The sequence below is a fragment of the Solilutibacter pythonis genome (assembly GCF_003697345.1).
Taxonomy (GTDB): Bacteria; Pseudomonadota; Gammaproteobacteria; order Xanthomonadales; family Xanthomonadaceae; genus Solilutibacter; species Solilutibacter pythonis.
Genome location: NZ_RFLY01000005.1, coordinates 1 through 16849, shown reverse-complemented (window position 1 = coordinate 16849; position 16849 = coordinate 1). Strand labels below are relative to the sequence as shown.

Annotated in this window: 12 protein-coding genes and 1 pseudogene; 3 read left to right on the top strand and 10 right to left on the bottom strand. The window is 64.6% G+C overall.

Annotation, left to right across the window (positions count from 1 at the left end; genetic code table 11):
• Nucleotides 1–48 precede the first annotated feature (48 nt).
• The gene (locus EBB59_RS04430; protein WP_122100951.1) at nucleotides 49–2175 is read right to left on the bottom strand and encodes a RelA/SpoT family protein; all 2127 of its coding nucleotides are present in this window, start codon (nucleotides 2173–2175) and stop codon (nucleotides 49–51) included.
• Between the two features lie 66 nt (nucleotides 2176–2241).
• Here EBB59_RS04430 and EBB59_RS04425 point away from each other — a divergent pair, with 66 nt between their 5' ends.
• Both EBB59_RS04425 and EBB59_RS04420 read left to right on the top strand, forming a co-directional pair.
• Nucleotides 2242–2733, top strand: coding sequence for a hypothetical protein (locus EBB59_RS04425; RefSeq protein ID WP_122100950.1), 492 nt, complete (start codon nucleotides 2242–2244; stop codon nucleotides 2731–2733).
• Nucleotides 2734–2775: 42 nt separating this feature from the next.
• On the top strand, nucleotides 2776–3177 hold the full coding sequence (locus EBB59_RS04420; protein ID WP_122100949.1) for a GFA family protein: 402 nt from the start codon (nucleotides 2776–2778) through the stop codon (nucleotides 3175–3177).
• Between the two features lie 10 nt (nucleotides 3178–3187).
• On the opposite strand, the gene hrpA is transcribed toward EBB59_RS04420, so the two are convergent.
• From hrpA to EBB59_RS04385, 7 genes and pseudogenes are all read right to left on the bottom strand, one after another.
• Nucleotides 3188–7201 (bottom strand): ATP-dependent RNA helicase HrpA, encoded by a 4014-nt coding sequence (gene hrpA, locus EBB59_RS04415; RefSeq protein ID WP_122101064.1) that lies wholly within the window; start codon nucleotides 7199–7201, stop codon nucleotides 3188–3190.
• A gap of 222 nt (nucleotides 7202–7423) precedes the next feature.
• On the bottom strand, nucleotides 7424–8335 hold the full coding sequence (locus tag EBB59_RS04410; RefSeq protein WP_122100948.1) for an aspartate carbamoyltransferase catalytic subunit: 912 nt from the start codon (nucleotides 8333–8335) through the stop codon (nucleotides 7424–7426).
• A 3-nt stretch (nucleotides 8336–8338) separates the two neighbouring features.
• The gene (ruvX, locus tag EBB59_RS04405; RefSeq protein WP_122100947.1) at nucleotides 8339–8800 is read right to left on the bottom strand and encodes a Holliday junction resolvase RuvX; all 462 of its coding nucleotides are present in this window, start codon (nucleotides 8798–8800) and stop codon (nucleotides 8339–8341) included.
• The gene (locus EBB59_RS04400) at nucleotides 8797–9363 is read right to left on the bottom strand and encodes a YqgE/AlgH family protein (RefSeq protein ID WP_122100946.1); all 567 of its coding nucleotides are present in this window, start codon (nucleotides 9361–9363) and stop codon (nucleotides 8797–8799) included. The genes ruvX and EBB59_RS04400 overlap by 4 nt, the downstream gene beginning before the upstream one ends.
• Nucleotides 9364–10395: 1032 nt before the next feature.
• Nucleotides 10396–11079: pseudogene (locus EBB59_RS04395) on the bottom strand (RHS repeat-associated core domain-containing protein); the annotation flags it as partial.
• Between the two features lie 973 nt (nucleotides 11080–12052).
• Nucleotides 12053–13048: a site-specific tyrosine recombinase XerC gene (gene xerC / locus EBB59_RS04390; protein ID WP_122100944.1), complete on the bottom strand. Its 996-nt coding sequence runs from the start codon at nucleotides 13046–13048 to the stop codon at nucleotides 12053–12055.
• Entirely contained in the window at nucleotides 13048–14853 is a 1806-nt protein-coding gene (locus EBB59_RS04385; RefSeq protein WP_158601710.1) for a P-loop NTPase family protein, read from the bottom strand. The genes xerC and EBB59_RS04385 overlap by 1 nt, the downstream gene beginning before the upstream one ends.
• Before the next feature lie 162 nt (nucleotides 14854–15015).
• Between EBB59_RS04385 and EBB59_RS04380 the strand changes: the two genes are divergently transcribed.
• Nucleotides 15016–15405 (top strand): helix-turn-helix domain-containing protein, encoded by a 390-nt coding sequence (locus EBB59_RS04380; RefSeq protein ID WP_122100942.1) that lies wholly within the window; start codon nucleotides 15016–15018, stop codon nucleotides 15403–15405.
• Nucleotides 15406–15495: 90 nt separating this feature from the next.
• Here EBB59_RS04380 and EBB59_RS04375 read toward each other — a convergent pair whose 3' ends face one another.
• Nucleotides 15496–15915, bottom strand: coding sequence for a hypothetical protein (locus EBB59_RS04375; RefSeq protein WP_122100941.1), 420 nt, complete (start codon nucleotides 15913–15915; stop codon nucleotides 15496–15498).
• Nucleotides 15916–15917: 2 nt separating this feature from the next.
• A partial coding sequence (locus tag EBB59_RS04370) for an RHS repeat-associated core domain-containing protein (protein WP_245979030.1) occupies nucleotides 15918–16849 on the bottom strand: 932 nt, incomplete at its 5' end.

Genomic DNA, 16849 nt, shown 5'->3' with positions numbered 1-16849 from the left:
TCTAGAGAGTATGAAGGGGCGGAATTATCGCCGATACCAACCTCGAGCTCACCCTCGCCGCGCCTCCGCCACGCCCGGCAGCGCGGCCAATTTGCCGAGCAGTTGCGAAAGCTGCTCGAAATCACGCACCTGCAAGGCGATGTGGAAGCGGATGCGGCCATCGCGGCTGCGCGGCGCGCTGCGGATGGCATTCATCTGCACGCCCTCCTGCGCGATCAGGTTGCCGACATCGCGCAGCAGCCATTTGCGGTCGATGGCGCAAAGCACGATCTCCACCTCCTGGCGCACGCCGGCATCGCCCCAGTCCACCGGCAGCAGGCGGTCGGGGTCGGCGGCGGCCATGCGCTTGAGCGCGGGGCAATCGGCCCGGTGCATCGACAGCCCGCGCGAGCGGGTGAGATAGCCGAGCACCGGCTCCCCAGGCAACGGCTGGCAACAACGCGCCACATGCACCAGCAGATTGTCCACGCCGGCCACGGATACCCCAGGACGCGCCCCATCGCACGCCCGGGCCGGCAGCGAGCCACCGCTGGCCGCTGGCGGCGGCAGTTCGGGCGCCGCGGCCCTGCGGGCATCGTTGAGGGCGCGCACCACCTGACTCGGCCCGGTTTCGCCAAGCGCGACCTGTATCCACAACTCCTCGATGGTGCCGACGTGGAAGCGCGGCAACACCGTGCTCAGCTCGGTCTCGCCCCACGCCATGCGCTTGAATTCACGTTCCAGAATCTCCCGTCCGGCCTGCTGGTTGCGCTCGCGGTCGAGTTTACGGAACCAGGCGCGCACCTTCTCGCGCGAACGCGGGCTGGCCAGGAAGCGATTGCCGGGCAGCAGCCAGTCGCGGCGCGGCTCGTCGATCTTGCCGGTCAATATCTCGACCCGCTCGCCGGTGCAGAGCTTGTGGTCGAGCGGCACGATGCGGCCATTCACCTTGGCCCCGCGGCAGCGATGGCCGATGTCGGTATGCACGCGATAAGCGAAATCCAGCGGCGTGGCCCCGGCCGGCAGGTCGATCACCTCGCCCTTGGGCGAGAGCGCGTAGACGCGGTCCTCGGTCAGTTCCTGATCCAGGTCGGCGCGCAACCCGGCATCGTTTTCCTCGTGGGCGGCGTCCAGGAGCCGCCGCATCCAGGCCACCTTGCGTTCCAGCGCGGCATCGCCTGTGCCGCCCTCCTTGTAACGCCAATGCGCGGCCACGCCAAGTTCGGCATGCGCATGCATCTCGCGCGTGCGGATCTGCACTTCGACGATCTTCCCCCCCGGCCCGACCACGCAGGTATGCAGCGAGCGGTAATCGTTGGCCTTGGGCCGGGCGATGTAATCGTCGAACTCGCCGGGCACCGGCATCCACTGCGCATGCACCAGGCCGAGCACGGCATAGCACTGGGCGGTTTCCCCCACCAGCACGCGCACCGCGCGCAGGTCGTAAAGCCCCTCGAACGGCAGGTTCTTCTTCTGCATCTTCCGCCAGATGCTGTAGATGTGCTTCGGCCGGCCGGCGATGTCGGCTTCGATGCCATTGGCGGCCAACGCGGCCCCCAGCTCCCGCTTGAACACCTCGATGTAGCCCTCACGGTCGCGGCGCTTGTCGTCGAGCAGGCGAGCGATGCGGCGGTAGGCTTCCGGCTCCAGCACGCGGAAGGCCAGATCCTCCAACTCCCACTTGAGCTGCCAGATGCCCAGGCGATTGGCCAGCGGCGCATGGATATCGCGGGTCAGCCGGGCCAGCTCGACGGCATCGGCGGCCTCCATCGCCACCGCATGGCGCAGGCGGACGAGATGACGGGCCAGCAGCACCGGCACCACGCGCAGATCCTGGCTCATGGCCAGCAACAGCCGGCGCAGCCCCTCGGGATCGCGTCCCTGCGCCTGCTCGGCATGCAAGGCCCGCACCCGCGATTCGGCCGCCAGACCTTCCAGGAGAGCCGCCACGCCGGGCGGCGCCGGCAACGCCTTGCACCCAGCCGCCGCCCCGCCCGCGGCATCGACGATGGCGGCTTCGATCATCTCCGCATCGGCATTCAGCCCGGCCAGCAGTGCCAGAAGCGCCGGCAACCGCCGCCAGCCCGGGCCATCCGGCAGCGCTGGCAATACCGACCGCAAGCGCTCGGACGCCGGGGCCGGCAATACGGCATCCGGCAGGTCGAGCACGTCGGCAAGCGCGGGAGGAGAGATCAAGCGGGGCTTCGCATTCGTGGAATCGTGACGGCTACACTACCGCGAAGCCCCGCGATTGGAAGCCCGATGAAGCCACTACTCGCTCCGCTACTCGCCTCAGCCCTGGTGTTTTCCGCGCCCCTGCACGCGCAAACCCCGGCGCCCATCGAAAAACGGATGAGCGCGGAGGCCTTCAAGGCCGCCGGTCTGGACAAACTGACGCCCGCCGAATTGACCCGGCTCAACGCCTGGCTGTCGCACGCCGCCGCCGATCCCACCGCGCTGGAACGCGCCCGCGAGGAAGGCCGGCGGGAAATGGTGAAGAAGAACCGCGGCTTCTTCGATTTCGGCGCCAGCGAACCGATCGAAAGCCGGCTGAGCGGCGAATTCCGCGGTTTCGGTCGCGGCAAGGAATACGCACTGGAAAATGGCCAGGTCTGGCAACAGACCGACGACACCACGCTCTATGGCGTGCGCGAGCACAACCCCGAGGCGAGAATCCGTCCCGGCATGCTGGGCGTGTGGTGGCTGCGGGTCGGCAACAACGCCACACAGGCCAAGGTCAAGCGCATCAAATAACGCCGCTCCAGGCACACCTGTTTCCCCCTCCCCGGAGTCACCATGAAAGGTTCATGCCTGTGCGGTGCGATCGAAGTCACCGCCCCCGATCAAGACGACATCGGTCTCTGCCATTGCGGCATGTGCCGCCGCTGGTCGGGCGGTCCCTTCTTCGCCCTCCATCTCGGCACCCATGTGGAATTCGGCGGCGGCAAGCCCAGCACCTACCGTTCCTCGGAATGGGCCGAACGCGGCTTCTGCCCCACATGCGGCACCCACCTGTTCTATCGCCTGCTCTCGTCCAACGAATACATCTTGTCCGCCGGCCTCTTCCATGAGCGGCCCTTCCATCTGGGCAGCCAGATTTTCATCGACGAAAAGCCCGACTGGTACGAATTGGCCAACCAGACGCCCAAGCTCACCGGCGCGCAAGCCTTCGCGCAATTCGCCGGGGAAGACGCTTAAAGCTTGAGCCTCAGCCCCGCCAGGCGGCGATCTTCGCCGCGAGTTTTTTCGCCGACACGCCCCCCTTCACCCCGACCTCCTGGGCGAAGGTGGCGATGCGCAACTCTTCCAGCTCGCGCCGGAGCGTCTGCGCCTCGGCGTCGTCCACGGCGGCGCTGGCCAGCGCGTCGACGAACGGCTTGATCTCCAGCATCCGCGCCTGATCCTTGGCCGGATCGCGTTGCGCGCGCTCGGCGCGCAGCGAGAGCGCGCGCAACCAGCGCGGGTATTCGGCCAGCGCCTCGGCGGGAACATCGCGCAGGAAGCCCGGGTGCACCAGCGCGGCCAGATGCGCGCGCATGTCGTCCAGGTTGCCGCTGGCCCAACCCATCAACGTCGATTCCAACCGGGCGCGCGCCTCGGCGATCAGGTCGAGGATGGTTTCGGCCTGCTGGAGGCGTTTCATCGCCTCGGCGAACAATGTCCTGCCGATGGCGTCGCGGCGCGCGGCAAACGCATCGGCGTTGCGGACGTCATCGAAATCGGCCGCCAGCAACGTGGCGAAAGCGCCTTCCAGCAGATCCTCGCGCAAGCGCTCGGCATCACGCGCCACTGGCTTGCGCAGCGATTGCATTTTGCCGGGCGCTTGATCGATGGCGGCGTACAGCAGCCCGGTCTTGGGCTTGATCGGCAATTGCCGGCGCGCTTGTTTTTGCTTGTCTGCCAGGGCGATCCGCAACAGGCGGCACACACCGGCCGCGTGATGGCGGCGCGCCACTTCGCGCTGCGCGTGGACGTGCAGCGAGACCGAGTCGCCATCGTCATGCAGCGCCGGAAAAGCGGGAATACCACCATCGCCCGTGACCCGCACCGGCACCGGCGCATCGGGAAAATCGACCAGGCCGGATTGCGCCAGGTTCTTCGCCGCGCGTCCGGCGAAGGCGCGTTGCGCGCGCGCGCCGAATTGCGTCCGCAATCGCGCCAGTTCGCGCGAGACCGCCAGCACCTGCTTGCCGGACTCATCCTGCAATTGCAGGTTCATGCGCAGATGCGGTTCGATGGCGGCTTCATCGAAATCGGTCGCGGCGACGTCGACGCCGGAGAGTCTTTTCAGGAATCTCGCCAGTGCGGAAACCAGGGCGTCGGCTTCCGGTTCGCGGTGCGCTTCGGCGAACGCGCGGGCGAAATCCGGCGCGGGCACGAAATTGCGCCGCAGCGGCTTGGGCAGGGATTTGATAAGCGCCGCGGCCTTGTCCCGCACGAAGCCGGGGGCGAGCCACGACAGCCGCGCCTCGTCCAGGGCGTTCAGCAGGTGCAGCGGCACCACCAGCGTCATGCCATCGTCCGCCGCGCCCGGCTCGAAACGGTAGCGCACCGCCAGCCGCGCCGCGCCCAGGGCGAGTATCGGCGGGAAGCGCGCGGCATCGGTTTCCTCGACCACCAGCAGGTCGTCACGCGTCCATTCCAGCGCCGCCTGTTCCGGCTTCGGCAAGCCTTTGAACCAGGCATCCAGCGCCTGCGCGTTGTGTACCTGCGCGGGCAGGCGCTCGAGATACCACTGCGCCTGCCAGTCCTCGTCCACCACCAGGCCGGCGCGTCGCTGCTTGGCTTCCTCCTGCTTCGCTTCGGCCAGGGTACGGAGATTGCGGGCAAGAAAGCCGCTGCGCATGTTGATCTCGCTCGTCACCAGCGCATCGCGGACGAAGATCGCGCGCGACTCCTCCGGGTACAGCGCGCCGTAATGCACCGGCTTTTTCGGCGCCAGCACCAGACCGAAGAGGCTGATCTGCTCGCTGCCGAGCACCCGCCCCTGCGAGCGCGACCAGCGCGGGTCATGATGGCGGCGGGCGAGCAAATGCGGCAGTTCGGCGACCACCCACTCGGGATCGATGGCGGCATTGGTGATGGCCCACACTTTCTCGGTATCGAGCAGGGTGGCCGACAGCACCCACGGCGGCGGTTTTTTCGCCAGCACCGAGCCAGGAAACAACTGGAACCGCCGGCCACGCGGGCCTTCGTACTGCCCGCGCTCAGCCAGATGGCCAATCTGCGTGGGCAGCCCGGCAATCAGGGCGCGATGCAGGCTGGCGTAATCGACACGATCGGTTTCCGCTTCGCGCTTCCCGGGCACCATTACGGGCGAGGCCGCGGCTTCCGCATCGCGCCTCGCCGCTTCACGTGGGCGCCTGCCCGCCGCGGCAACGGCGGGCGGCGGGCGCACGCGCGCACTCGCCCAGCCCAGTTCCTCGCATTGCAATTTCAATTGCCGATGCAGCTCGCGCCATTCGCGCAGCCGCAGGAAACCGAGAAAGCGTTTCTCCGCCCATTTGCGCAGTTGCGATTGGCTCATCTCCTCGTGGGCCGTGCGGAAGGTTTCCCACAGCTTCCAGATACCGATGAACTCGGATTTCGGGTCGGCGAATTCGGCATGGGCGTTGTCGGCGGCGGCGCGCGCCTCGGCCGGGCGCTCGCGCGGGTCTTGAATGCCGAGAAAGCTGGCGATGGCCAGCATCTCGTGCAACACGCCGTGTTTCTCCGCGGCGATCAGCATGCGCGAGAGCTTCACATCCACCGGCAGCCTGGCCATCCGCTGGCCGGTGGCGGTGAGCTTGCGCGCACCGTCGATGGCGCCGAGTTCGGCCAACTGCTGCCAGCCATCGGCCAGCGCACGCGGATCGGGCGGCTCCAGGAACGGGAAGCGCTCGATATCGCCCAGCCCGATCGACAACATGCGCAGGATGACGCCGGCCAGCGCCGAGCGGCGGATCTCGGGATCGGTGAATTCGGCCCGCGCGGCGAAGTCGGCTTCGGAATACAGGCGGATGCAGACGCCATCGGCCACACGCCCGCAGCGGCCCGCGCGCTGGGCCGCGCTGGCCTGAGAGACCGCTTCGATGTGCAGGCGGTCGAGCTTCTGCCGTGGGCTGTAGCGCTTGACCCGGGCGAGGCCCGGATCGACCACATAACGAATGCGCGGCACGGTGAGCGAAGTCTCGGCCACGTTGGTGGCCAGCACGATGCGACGCTTCACGCCCGGCTGGAACACCTTGTCCTGATCCCTGGCGGAAAGCCGGGCGTAAAGCGGCACCACTTCGGTGGCGCGGTATTTGCGCCGCTCCAGCGCCAGGTGCGCATCGCGGATTTCGCGTTCGCCGGGCAGAAAGACCAGGGTGTCGCCCAACGGGTTCTCGCGGGTGATCTCGTCGCAGGCGGCCACGATGCCATCGAGCACGGTGCGCGCGCCGTCCGCGTCGCCCTCGCCCTCCAGCGGCCGGTAACGCAACGCCACCGGGTAGGTGCGGCCTTCGACCCGCACCACCGGCGCATCGCCGAAATGCGCGGAGAAACGCGCGGTATCGATGGTGGCGGAAGTGACGACGAGCTTGAGATCGGGCCGCCTGGGCAGCAATTGCTTCAGATAACCGAGCAGGAAATCGATGTTGAGACTGCGCTCGTGCGCCTCGTCGATGATGATCGTGTCGTAACGCGACAGCCAGCGGTCGGACTGGATTTCCGCCAGCAGGATGCCGTCGGTCATGAACTTGATGGCGGTGGCCTCGCCCATTTGTTCGTTGAAACGCACCTGGAAACCCACCACGCCGCCCATCGGCACCCGCAACTCCTCCGCCACCCGTCGCGCCACCGAGCGCGCGGCGATGCGGCGCGGCTGGGTGCAGCCGATCATCCCTGCCCGCCCCCGCCCGGCCATCAGGCACAGCTTGGGCAGTTGGGTGGTCTTGCCGCTGCCGGTTTCGCCGGCGATCACCACCACCTGATGCTTGCGAATCAGCCCGGCGATTTCATCGGCATGCCCGGCGATCGGCAGATCGGCATTGATCGTGGCCTCGGGCAGTTGCGCACCTCGCGCCTCGCGGGCGACAAGCGAGGCTTCCAGCTTTCGCGAAAAGGCATCGCGCATTGCCGCGTCCGCCGGCTTCGCCCGCCATTTCGCCCATAACCCCAGCAGGCGGCCACGGTCGCGCGTCAACGCGCCATCGATGGCGCGGCGGGCATGGCGGAGATCGAGGACGGGTGTTTCAGACATCGCGGAAAAATGGGGACGGGATTCCAACAAACAATCTTCGATGGCCGGCATTCTCGCCAACCCGCGAGGCGCCGGCCAGGGAAAGCCGGCGCTTCCCGCGCGCGCCGTGGAGCAACGGGCCGGGAACCCCGAAGCTGGCCGGGGATCACCCTATCCCGTGCGTGCCGATAGCGGCCTCGCCGCCATGCCGGCGGCGCGCGGCCCACCGCCTGTCCCGGCGAATCAGGTTTTGGCGAACGCCCGCTCCAGCACCGCCATCCGCACCAGCACGCCGTTCTCCACCTGGCGCAGGATGCGCGAGCGCGGGCCATCGGCCACCTCGTCGCCAATCTCGACGCCCCGGTTCAACGGCCCCGGATGCATCACGATGGCATCGGCTTTCGCCTTCGCCATGCGCGCGGCGGTAATGCCGTAATCGCGGTGGTAATCGGCCAGCGATGCCACCAGGCCATCTTCCATGCGCTCGCGTTGCAGGCGCAGCGTCATCACCACGTCGGCATCGGCCAGGGCTTCGTCCAGATCGCCGGTGACGTGGCAGCCGGCCAGTGTCTCGTCGCGCGGCAGCAGGTTGTCCGGGCCGCAGGCGCGGATCTCGCCGACACCAAGCGCCCGCAAGGCGGCCAGATCGCTTCTCGCCACCCGCGAATGCAGGATGTCGCCGACGATCGCCACCTTCAGCGCGGAAAAATCCTCGCCCTTGGCCTCGCGGATGGTCAGCATGTCCAGCAATGCCTGGGTGGGATGCTGATGGCGGCCGTCGCCGGCGTTGATCACCGCGGTATCCCTGCCCGCCGTGGCCGCCAGCGCGGCGACCGCGCCATCCTCACGCGCCCGGACGATGAAACCACGCACGCCCATCGCCTCGATGTTCTTCAGCGTATCGAGCGCGGTCTCGCCCTTGGTGGCCGAGGAGGTGGCCGCCTCGAACCCGAGAACGTCCGCGCCGAGCCGCTGCGCCGCGCGCTGGAAGCTCAGCCGGGTGCGGGTGGAGGGCTCGAAGAACAGCGTGCACACCGCCAGACCGTCAAGCCGCTCGCGGCAGTCGCGGATACGCCGCAACGCCTCGGCGCGCGCCAGCAGGGCAAGCAATTCGGGGGCGGCGAGGTCACGGATGGAAAGCAGATGCTTGGGCATGGCTCAGGCGTCCTTGGCGGCAACGTTCACCGCGGTTTCGGGGGCGGCGATCCAGCGCTCGACGATGACCGCGGCGGCCACCGCGTCCAGTTCGGCCGCATCGCGGCGGCGGCGCTGGCCCTCGGCCCGGGCGACGGCGAAGCGCTGGGCGGCTTCAATGCTGCTGCTGCGCTCGTCGATCATCAGCACCGGCAAGCCGAAGCGTTCGCCAAGCGCACGGGCAAAGCGACGCGCCCGCTGCCGCGATGATTGATCACCGCCGTCGAGGGTCATCGGGTCGCCGACGATGAACCCGGCCGGCAGCCATTCGCGCTTGAGCTTGTCGAGCGCCGGCCAGTCGGGCCTGTCATCGCGCATGTCCACCACGGCGATGCCGCGCGCACCGGCCCCCAACGCACTGCCGACGGCCACGCCGATGCGCCGCGCGCCGACGTCGAAACCGAGCACGGTACCGTCCAGCTTCATGCCCGGCCGGAATAATGCGTCATGTTCATCAGGTTCACGCCCACCAGACCGGCGGCGGCCTGCCAACGCTGCTCCAATGGCAGGTGGAACAGAATGTCCTCGTCGGCCGGCGCGGTCATCCAACTGCTCTCGGCGATCTCCCGCTCCAACTGCTGCGCCCCCCAACCGACGCACCCCAGCGCCACCAGCGTCCGCGCCGGCCCCTCGCCCGCGGCCATCGCCACCAGTACATCTCGCGAAGTGGTGAGCGAAAGCCCATTGGGCAGGCGGATGCTGGAATCCCATTCGCGCTCGCCATCGTGCAGCACGAAGCCACGCTCGGCATGCACCGGGCCACCGGCCATCACCGGCCGGGCCAGCAATTCCGGCGCGCCCCCCTCGACATCGATCTGCGCGAACAACTGGCCGATACTGAGCTCCGAGGCACGGTTGACCACGATCCCCATCGCCCCGTTGGGATCGTGCTGGCAGATCAGCGTGACAGTACGTGCGAAAGCCGGATCGTCGAGCGCGGGCAGCGCGATCAGCAGTTGCTGGGACAGGCGGGTGGCGGTATCGAACATCCGTGAATTGTAACGGCTTCTGCCAAGGCAGTAGTTCATGGCCCTGGTCATTTTTAATTTGCCAGCCTGTCTTGCTTGCGCGTCATGGGTCAGCTTTACGAAGCTGGTGTTGATGCTGTTCTTGGCATTCACCCATCACCGACCAGCCCCATAAATTCAGATGGCATGCCCCTTAACACCAAGCAGTGATGTCCATACCTGGAGTCACCCCGCACGTCATTGATTATGAGCGTACTCGCAAATATATGCCATTACGACCCAGCCACTCCAGAGCGCCAATATAATAAACCAGCACCAATTCACCCATGAAAATTATCCATATCCCGAATAAATAATTACAGAACCCGCTCCATTCCTACCTTTACCCCCCAAGCAAAGGCCAGAAAATAACGCCACCATAAAAATTAAAGCAAACTTGGCAGCGCCACGCCCCATAAGAGCAATGCGGCAACGCCAGCAGAAATAAACACCGCCAACACCTCATGCACCTACTTACTCATGCTCCCAAAGCATGAGATTAGCTTATGGATAAGACTATCTCCTTGTACTACAACGCTTAATGGATCACTCAACTGAGCCGGATAACAATCAACAAGAATAATTCCTTTGGGATCATCAACATGAAATACAACAGAGTCCTTTGCCTCTTCCGATATACACAACAGCCCAACAGGACTCATGCTCTCCAGCCTAGCCAACCCCAAATAATCCTTACCATGAAAGCCGATCTCTCCACTCATTGCACCCAGCCTGCCCTGAATGCAATCCATTAACCCCCTCCAACTTCAAGATCAAACTTTTAAGCTAGCACTTTGTCAGACCAAAATACTCACTTGATACCCCTGTAAAATCTAATGATGGTTGGAATATAGGCAATAGTGAATGCAAAAATCACCACGACCAACCACGCAAGAAGCGATATCCTCACGCCACCATAGACAACAAATAAAAACAAATAGCTTACAAGAGCAAAGGCAATCGACTTTAAGTAATAGCCCCCCATTGATTTCAGAAAAATCTTGCAAGAAGAGTTCATTTATCTTTCTCCCTTTCAATCAAAGGTCTCAAATCAGGACTAGTACTCACAGCTGAGCCAATAGCATTTGCTGCCGTTTGACTGGGATTCGCATGAGAAAAGTTAGGGGTTACCTCCCTGATCCCGTTCAATAAATTTGCTGTCGCTGTTCTTTCAGTCTGAGACATCCCTGCACTTGCACTCCGGGCAACTGCTCCGGGTATTGCCTCAATTGCAGCACCTGCTCCTGATGCAGCACCACTTAGAACTGCCCCTTGGGCAACCTCTTCAACAGATGCAGTTCGCCCCTCAACTTGAGCACTTGCCTGAGTCGCTAAAGCACCAACACCTGCATTTCCAATCACGTTGGCAGCAACTGTACCAGTTGTCGTAACAGCTGTATTTGCAATGGCACTGACACCACCACTAAGGCCACCTGCAACAGCCGCAACTCCAACTTGCCCCCAGCTAACATTGGACCACCTGTTGCTGAATGAGCCTTTCCCTGCCAATAACTGAACACTCAAATTCACACCAACACCTATCGGCACACCCCACAATGCCTGTATAGCACGCCCATCCGGATCAATAAATTTATAGGGATTGTTCGCCGCATAGTTATAGCGGTTGAAATTCCAAGCCGTGCTGGTGTCAGCGGATACCGGATCAACACTGAGGAAGCATCCGAGCATCGGATCGTAATAGCGCTGAACACTCTGACCCGACGCGGGTTCCGCCTGTTGCTGCGATCAACCCCCGACGCGCTGCGCTCCGCCGTCGCCAACTGCCCTTGATGCACCTCCTGCCGTTTTCGCCGAAGCCCTTGAAGCGACTTTCGGGCCGCAGCGCGGGTACGTCAAGGGCACCCCTTCGGATCGGCGAGCAGGACGCGGCGTCCCGATTACCTGGTTCGGCTTCAGCCGGGATCGTGGATCGGCTCCGGAGATCCTCGGGTCAGCAGGGGAAGTGATCGGAGCGACGACGGGGTGTCGGGGCGAAGCCCCGACGGTGACGCTCTTTCTCGCGCCCTGGCCGGCGTCGGTACGCGTTCCCAGGGCGGCGGCATTCGGGACGCGACGACACATCCTCCCTGCTGACCCGCTTTGTGCTGCAACAGCGACGACAACGAAGCGGCTTCGGCTTGAACCGCGCAGCGGTTAAGCCGAGCCGGCGACGCACGCTCAGACGCAAGCGCGTGGCGGCAGATCGACCGAAGCGGTGCAAGCTGGTCCACGCGCAACGCGTGATGCTTCACGAAGCCGGCGCGACGCGCAGCGGCGCGCACCCGCACGACGTGGGCGGGTGTGCGCAGCACACGCGGCCACGCACGCCGTTGCTTGATCCTGCTTTTCCGGGGGCGCAAGACATGAACGCTTGTTACGCGAAGCGCCGGGCTGGCGCGGCACTTGCCTGCGAACATGCCTTTGGCCCATTGCAGCATCGCAAGCGCCGTGACAGACCGGCGGTTTGCGTAACGCAGCGTTATGTTAAGGCGGCCGCAGGCCGACTTACCCCCGGACAGATGACGCCAGCGCGCTGCGCAGCAGGGCGCTGACCCACTCGTTCTTCCTGGCCGATCGCAGCGCGGTTGGGTGACGCGGCGCTTTGCTGTTCGTCTCCGATCGCCAAGATGCCAGGCGCAGCGAAGCGGCGTCGGCTTGAACCGCGCAGCGGTTAAGCCGCGCCATCAGGATCGCGCAACAGCTTCGCCGCCGGGTGCGTCGCCGCATGCACCGCGTGCAGCCGGGCGATCGACACGTGCGTGTAACGCTGCGTACTCGTGATCTGGCCGTGGCCGAGGATCTCCTGCACGTGGCGGATGTCGGCGCCGTTGTCGAGCATCGCGGTCGCCATTGTGTGCCGGAACAGGTGGCACGCGCCCCGCTTCTCGATGCCGGCTTGCTTGAAGTAATCGCGCACGCGCCAGCTCAACCCATCAGGAGAGAGGGGTTGTCCATACTGGTTCACGAACAGGTGTCGCTCGTTGGGATCACTCAACAACCGCGGCCGCGACTCGTGTTCGTACTTCGTCACCCATGCCAAGGCTCGTTCGCCCACCGGCACGAACCGGTCCTTCTTCCCCTTGCCCAGCCGTACATGCAGCGTGCCGCGGGTTCGGTCGAGGTCGGACTGCAGCAGGTTGGCCAGCTCCATGCGGCGGATGCCGGTGGCGTAGAACAACTCCAGACAGGCGCGATCCCGCAGGCCTTCGGGTTGCTCGATGTCCGGCAGCGCCAGCACGGCTTCCATTTCCTCCAGCGTCAGCGGCTCACGCAGATCGTCCGTGCGCTTCGGCAGTTCGAGGTCGGCGGCAGGGTTCGATGTCAATACACGCTGCCGCACCAGCCAACGGAAGAACATTTCGATGGTGAACAGCGCGATCCGCTGGCCGTTCACCGCGATCGGCTGCCCGTTCGCTTTGCGGTACAGGAACAGATGCCGCTGGAACCGCGCCAGGTGCGCGTGGGTCACGTCCTGCGGCCGGGCGATGCCGCGATCAACGCACCAAGCGTGGAAGTGCGCCAAGCGGCTCCTGCGCGTTCTCTGGTCGGCCACGCTGCGGTGCAGGGTTTCCAGGTGGGCCAGGTAGCGGCGGATCCACGCCGACAGGCTCTCGGGCGGACTCGGCGCCAGCAACAGGCGCAGCTGCTCGGTGCGCTTGCCGGCCATCAGCGTTCCCCGTGCGCATGGCCGTTGAGCTTCCCGCGACGTGGTTTTTGGCCAGCAAGCGGCGTTGGAACGCGGTCGAGCGCTATTTTCTCGGGGCTTTTGGCGGATTCGGTGCCCCGTGATCCCCCCGCAACCCCACCGCGACCGGCCCGCGATCCCCCCGCGAGGTTAGGGCTCTGACCCCGCGAGGTTGCCGTTTTGCCCCGTGAGGTTGGCTTTTCACCCCGCGAGGTTGCGGGTATGGCGGCCTCAGTCTCCGCCACACCCAGCCCGATCAACTGCGGCGCATCCTGCCCGGTATCGCCGTCGAACAGCAGCCGGTAGGCGAAGCGCTGCCCCGGCTTGCCGCCATGCAGCGCCACGTAGTCGAGCTGCACCAGCCGGTCCAGGTGCACCCGCAACTGCGTGTCGCTCAGCCCCAGGTAGCCGCGCACAGCCCGACGCGTGAACGTCACGGCCGACCAGTCGATGCCTTGGGCACCGGCCTGCTCCGTGACCCACGCATCCAGCGCCGCCAACACGCGCCGCGTCTGTGGCGGCAGTTCATCGAGGCTGCGGCCGAGCACGGCGTGCGCCAGCCGGTTCGCCAGCGCGATATCGGCCTGCGTGACTTCGATGTACTCGACCGCGGCACCATCGACCTCCACCGTGCGCACGGGCCGCTGGTGCTGATGCAGTAGCGCGATCGCGTCGATCAGCGCCAGGTACTTCACGTGATCGCGGCGCAGGCGCACGCGATCACTCGCGAACGTCAGCGACTCGGCGAACGGGTTCACCACGGCCAGCGGGCGGAGCAAGGTTTGCGCGGCACGATGCGCCTGCAGGATGTGTTCGCTGCGCACCTTCGTCTGCAACCCGGCAAGCGTGCGTGCCTGCCGCTGGCGCTGCTGGATCGCAGCGGTCTGCTCGGCCGTTTCATTGATCGTCAGCACCAGGCACCGGTTCAGTAGCTCCTCGTCGATGTCGATCGCGGTCGTGGTCAGGCACAACATCACCGGGCCTTCCACGCGGTACTCGGCGGTGACCAGTTTCCCGGTCGCGGGGTCCTTCCCCGTGCTCGCGATCGACAGCTCGCCCTGGCTCTGCAACAGCTTCAACGCATAGGCCGCCTGCCGCACACCCTCTTCCTCGGCGATGGCGAGGATCTTGTGCTTGAGGTCGCCTTCGCCCAGATAGAACAGGCTCTGGCCGGTCATCGCGCTGTAGTGCACGCGCTGGTTTTCCGGCATCAGCGACAGCAGCGCGTCCATCAGGGTCGATTTGCCGGCCGCGCTGGTGCTCTGGATCAGGATCGCCAGCGGCTTGTCCAGCAACCGCGACACCATCGCCAGATAGCCCACCAGCGCGTTGGTGCCTTCGCCCACCACACCGATCGCCTCGACGTCGGCCACGACCCGCTCGACCAGCGCCGGGTCGCGCAGCAGCGCCAAGCCTGCGGCTTCCTCTGCCGGTGTGAGCACCTGCTCCGCGCCGGAGGCCTCCGGTTGCAACGCGCCCCGGATCGCAGCTTCCTGCAGCGGCTCCAGCGCGATCACCAGCGCCGCCAGGTCGCCGGCGATCACCGACTCGGCCACGCCCAGCTCCAGCGCAGTGGCCTTCACGAACGCCGCCCGCTGCCGCGCCTGGTACAGGTCCAGCGTATCCAGGTGCAGGTGTTCGCCGGCACTCAGCCGCAGCGTCACCTTCAACACCTCGGCCGACAGGTTGCGAGCCAGGCCCCGCACCCGGTAACTGCGCGGGCCTCGCGCGAGCCGGATGTCGTCCTCGCCGGCAATCTCAACTGAAGGGTTGGCAGGGGGGGGCACCCGACAACGGCGCCGACAGGGCCGCCGACGAAGGATCAAGGGCTTGCGGCATGAGCGGGCCTCCGGGCAAAAACCTGTCAAGGGGTTTTGGGTAAAAATAACCCGCACACATATTACCCATAATATGGGTATAGTCAACCGTCGCCATCCGGAGCCGACCTTATGCTCGATCTACCCGCTCACTCGCCCGATCACGCCATGAAGGATCCGGATTTCTACCGGCAGCTCGGCCGCCAGATCGCCCAGCGGCGCAAGGCGCTCGGCCTCACCCAGACCGACCTGGCCGAACACCTGGGCATCGCCCAGCAGACGATGGCGCATTACGAAGGCGGCACCGCACGCATCGCCGTGGCGATGCTGCCCACGGTCGCCCGCGTGCTCGATGTCTCCATCGAAGAACTGATCGGCACACCGGCCAAGCGCACTGCCGGCAAGCGCGGGCCGGCGTCGAAGCTGCAACAGCAGCTCGAACGCATCAGCCAGCTTCCCAGAGCACGACAACGCATCGTGAGCGAAGTCCTCGACTCGCTGCTCGCACAGGCCGGTCGCTGACCGCAACGATCACAGCCCCAACAACGACAAGGCCCGCATCGCGGGCCTTGTTTCATGGGCGATCAGGAAGTGAGCCTGGAACCGCCACTCTCAATGAGTGGTCGTAAAGAACAGCGGCTCGCCTTGCTGTGCAATCGTATCCGTGATTTCTACATCGCCATCATCGACTTCATAGCGGAAAAATACTTCAGCGCAATAACCACCTTGGTGTTCAAGTAAAAACTTGATCGCATCACCTTTTCCGCCATCAGCCTGAGGTAGCTTTACATCTGCCACAACGCCAAACGCGATCGCCTTTTTCTGTGCGGCTAGCTGTTTGAATGACTCGACCATCACGTCTATTTTTTGCTGCGCTGTCTCACTCTCTCGATTCGATTGCACACCCACATGCACCACTGCACCGGAAGGCTTCAAGTAGCCGCCGAAGGGATGAAATTCCCCATGCTCGCCGAGCATCTTTTCAGCGAAGCCAAGAAGCTCATTCATCAACATCTCGGTTTGTTTCTTCATCGTCACCTTTGTGGCCCCAGATCATCGCGACGAATAACTCTCGACTGCTGCTCAACAGTGTTGCTCACTTTTGTGTTCGTTCCAGTTACCACCGTGTGCTCACGTCCTGTAGCTTGAGCATGCTCCCGTTGTGATCTGAGTTGCGCGGTATTCGATACGCGCTGTGTATCTTTGATTTCGCCTACTTGCCTGGCATTCTGAAAATCAGGAATAGTCCGACCTTGAGAAGTAGCCACTCTTTCTGTGTTCTTTACCTCTCCCATTTCTTTCAAAACACGTGCTTCTGACGCTATTCCTCGTGCCATTGGCGCTGCCAGTCCCGGTATTGCCGCCGAAGCCGCCGAAACGCCCAAGTCACGCCCTGTTTCCGCCATTCCTTCCCGACCGGCGGCGGCTAAGGCTTCATTGCCACTTAACTTCCCATGCCCCCACGCAGCGGCAGCGCCCAGGAATCGCCCGGCATCGTAAATGATGAAGCCGGCATCGATGAACGTGTCTGGAGACCGTCCATCCGGGTCCGTGAACTTGTACGGATTGTTATTTGCGTAGCGGTAGCGATGGAACTGCCCTATCGGGTTCGAGTACGCCGTCACCGGATCGACGCTCAGGAACACTCCGATCCCCGGATCGTAATAGCGCTGCTGCATATACGTCAGCCCGGTGGCGCTGTCCATCACGTGGCCCGTATACCCCGGGCGGTCGTCGTTGGCCTTGCCCAGCTTCTCTCCGTAGGGGGCATACCCGGTTCGTTCAATCACTTGACCCGATGCGTTCGTCACCGCCACCGGGCTGCCCAACGCATCGGTGTGGATATACTCCACCACCTGCGACCAGGCGACCACCGGCAGACAGCATAGCCACAATGCCCATATCCACGGCCGCACCCGACGCCTTGCTTTCGTGTACGTTATTCCTTTCATCTTCTTCCCCTCCT

Coding starts and splice junctions, on each gene's coding strand:
- EBB59_RS04425 (WP_122100950.1), top strand. CDS start 2,242: ATGAAGCCACTACTCGCTCCGCTACTCGCCTCAGCCCTGGTGTTTTCC.
- EBB59_RS04420 (WP_122100949.1), top strand. CDS start 2,776: ATGAAAGGTTCATGCCTGTGCGGTGCGATCGAAGTCACCGCCCCCGAT.
- hrpA (WP_122101064.1), bottom strand. CDS start 7,201: ATGTCTGAAACACCCGTCCTCGATCTCCGCCATGCCCGCCGCGCCATC.
- EBB59_RS04410 (WP_122100948.1), bottom strand. CDS start 8,335: ATGCCCAAGCATCTGCTTTCCATCCGTGACCTCGCCGCCCCCGAATTG.
- ruvX (WP_122100947.1), bottom strand. CDS start 8,800: ATGAAGCTGGACGGTACCGTGCTCGGTTTCGACGTCGGCGCGCGGCGC.
- EBB59_RS04400 (WP_122100946.1), bottom strand. CDS start 9,363: ATGTTCGATACCGCCACCCGCCTGTCCCAGCAACTGCTGATCGCGCTG.
- xerC (WP_122100944.1), bottom strand. CDS start 13,048: ATGGCCGGCAAGCGCACCGAGCAGCTGCGCCTGTTGCTGGCGCCGAGT.
- EBB59_RS04380 (WP_122100942.1), top strand. CDS start 15,016: ATGCTCGATCTACCCGCTCACTCGCCCGATCACGCCATGAAGGATCCG.
- EBB59_RS04375 (WP_122100941.1), bottom strand. CDS start 15,915: ATGAAGAAACAAACCGAGATGTTGATGAATGAGCTTCTTGGCTTCGCT.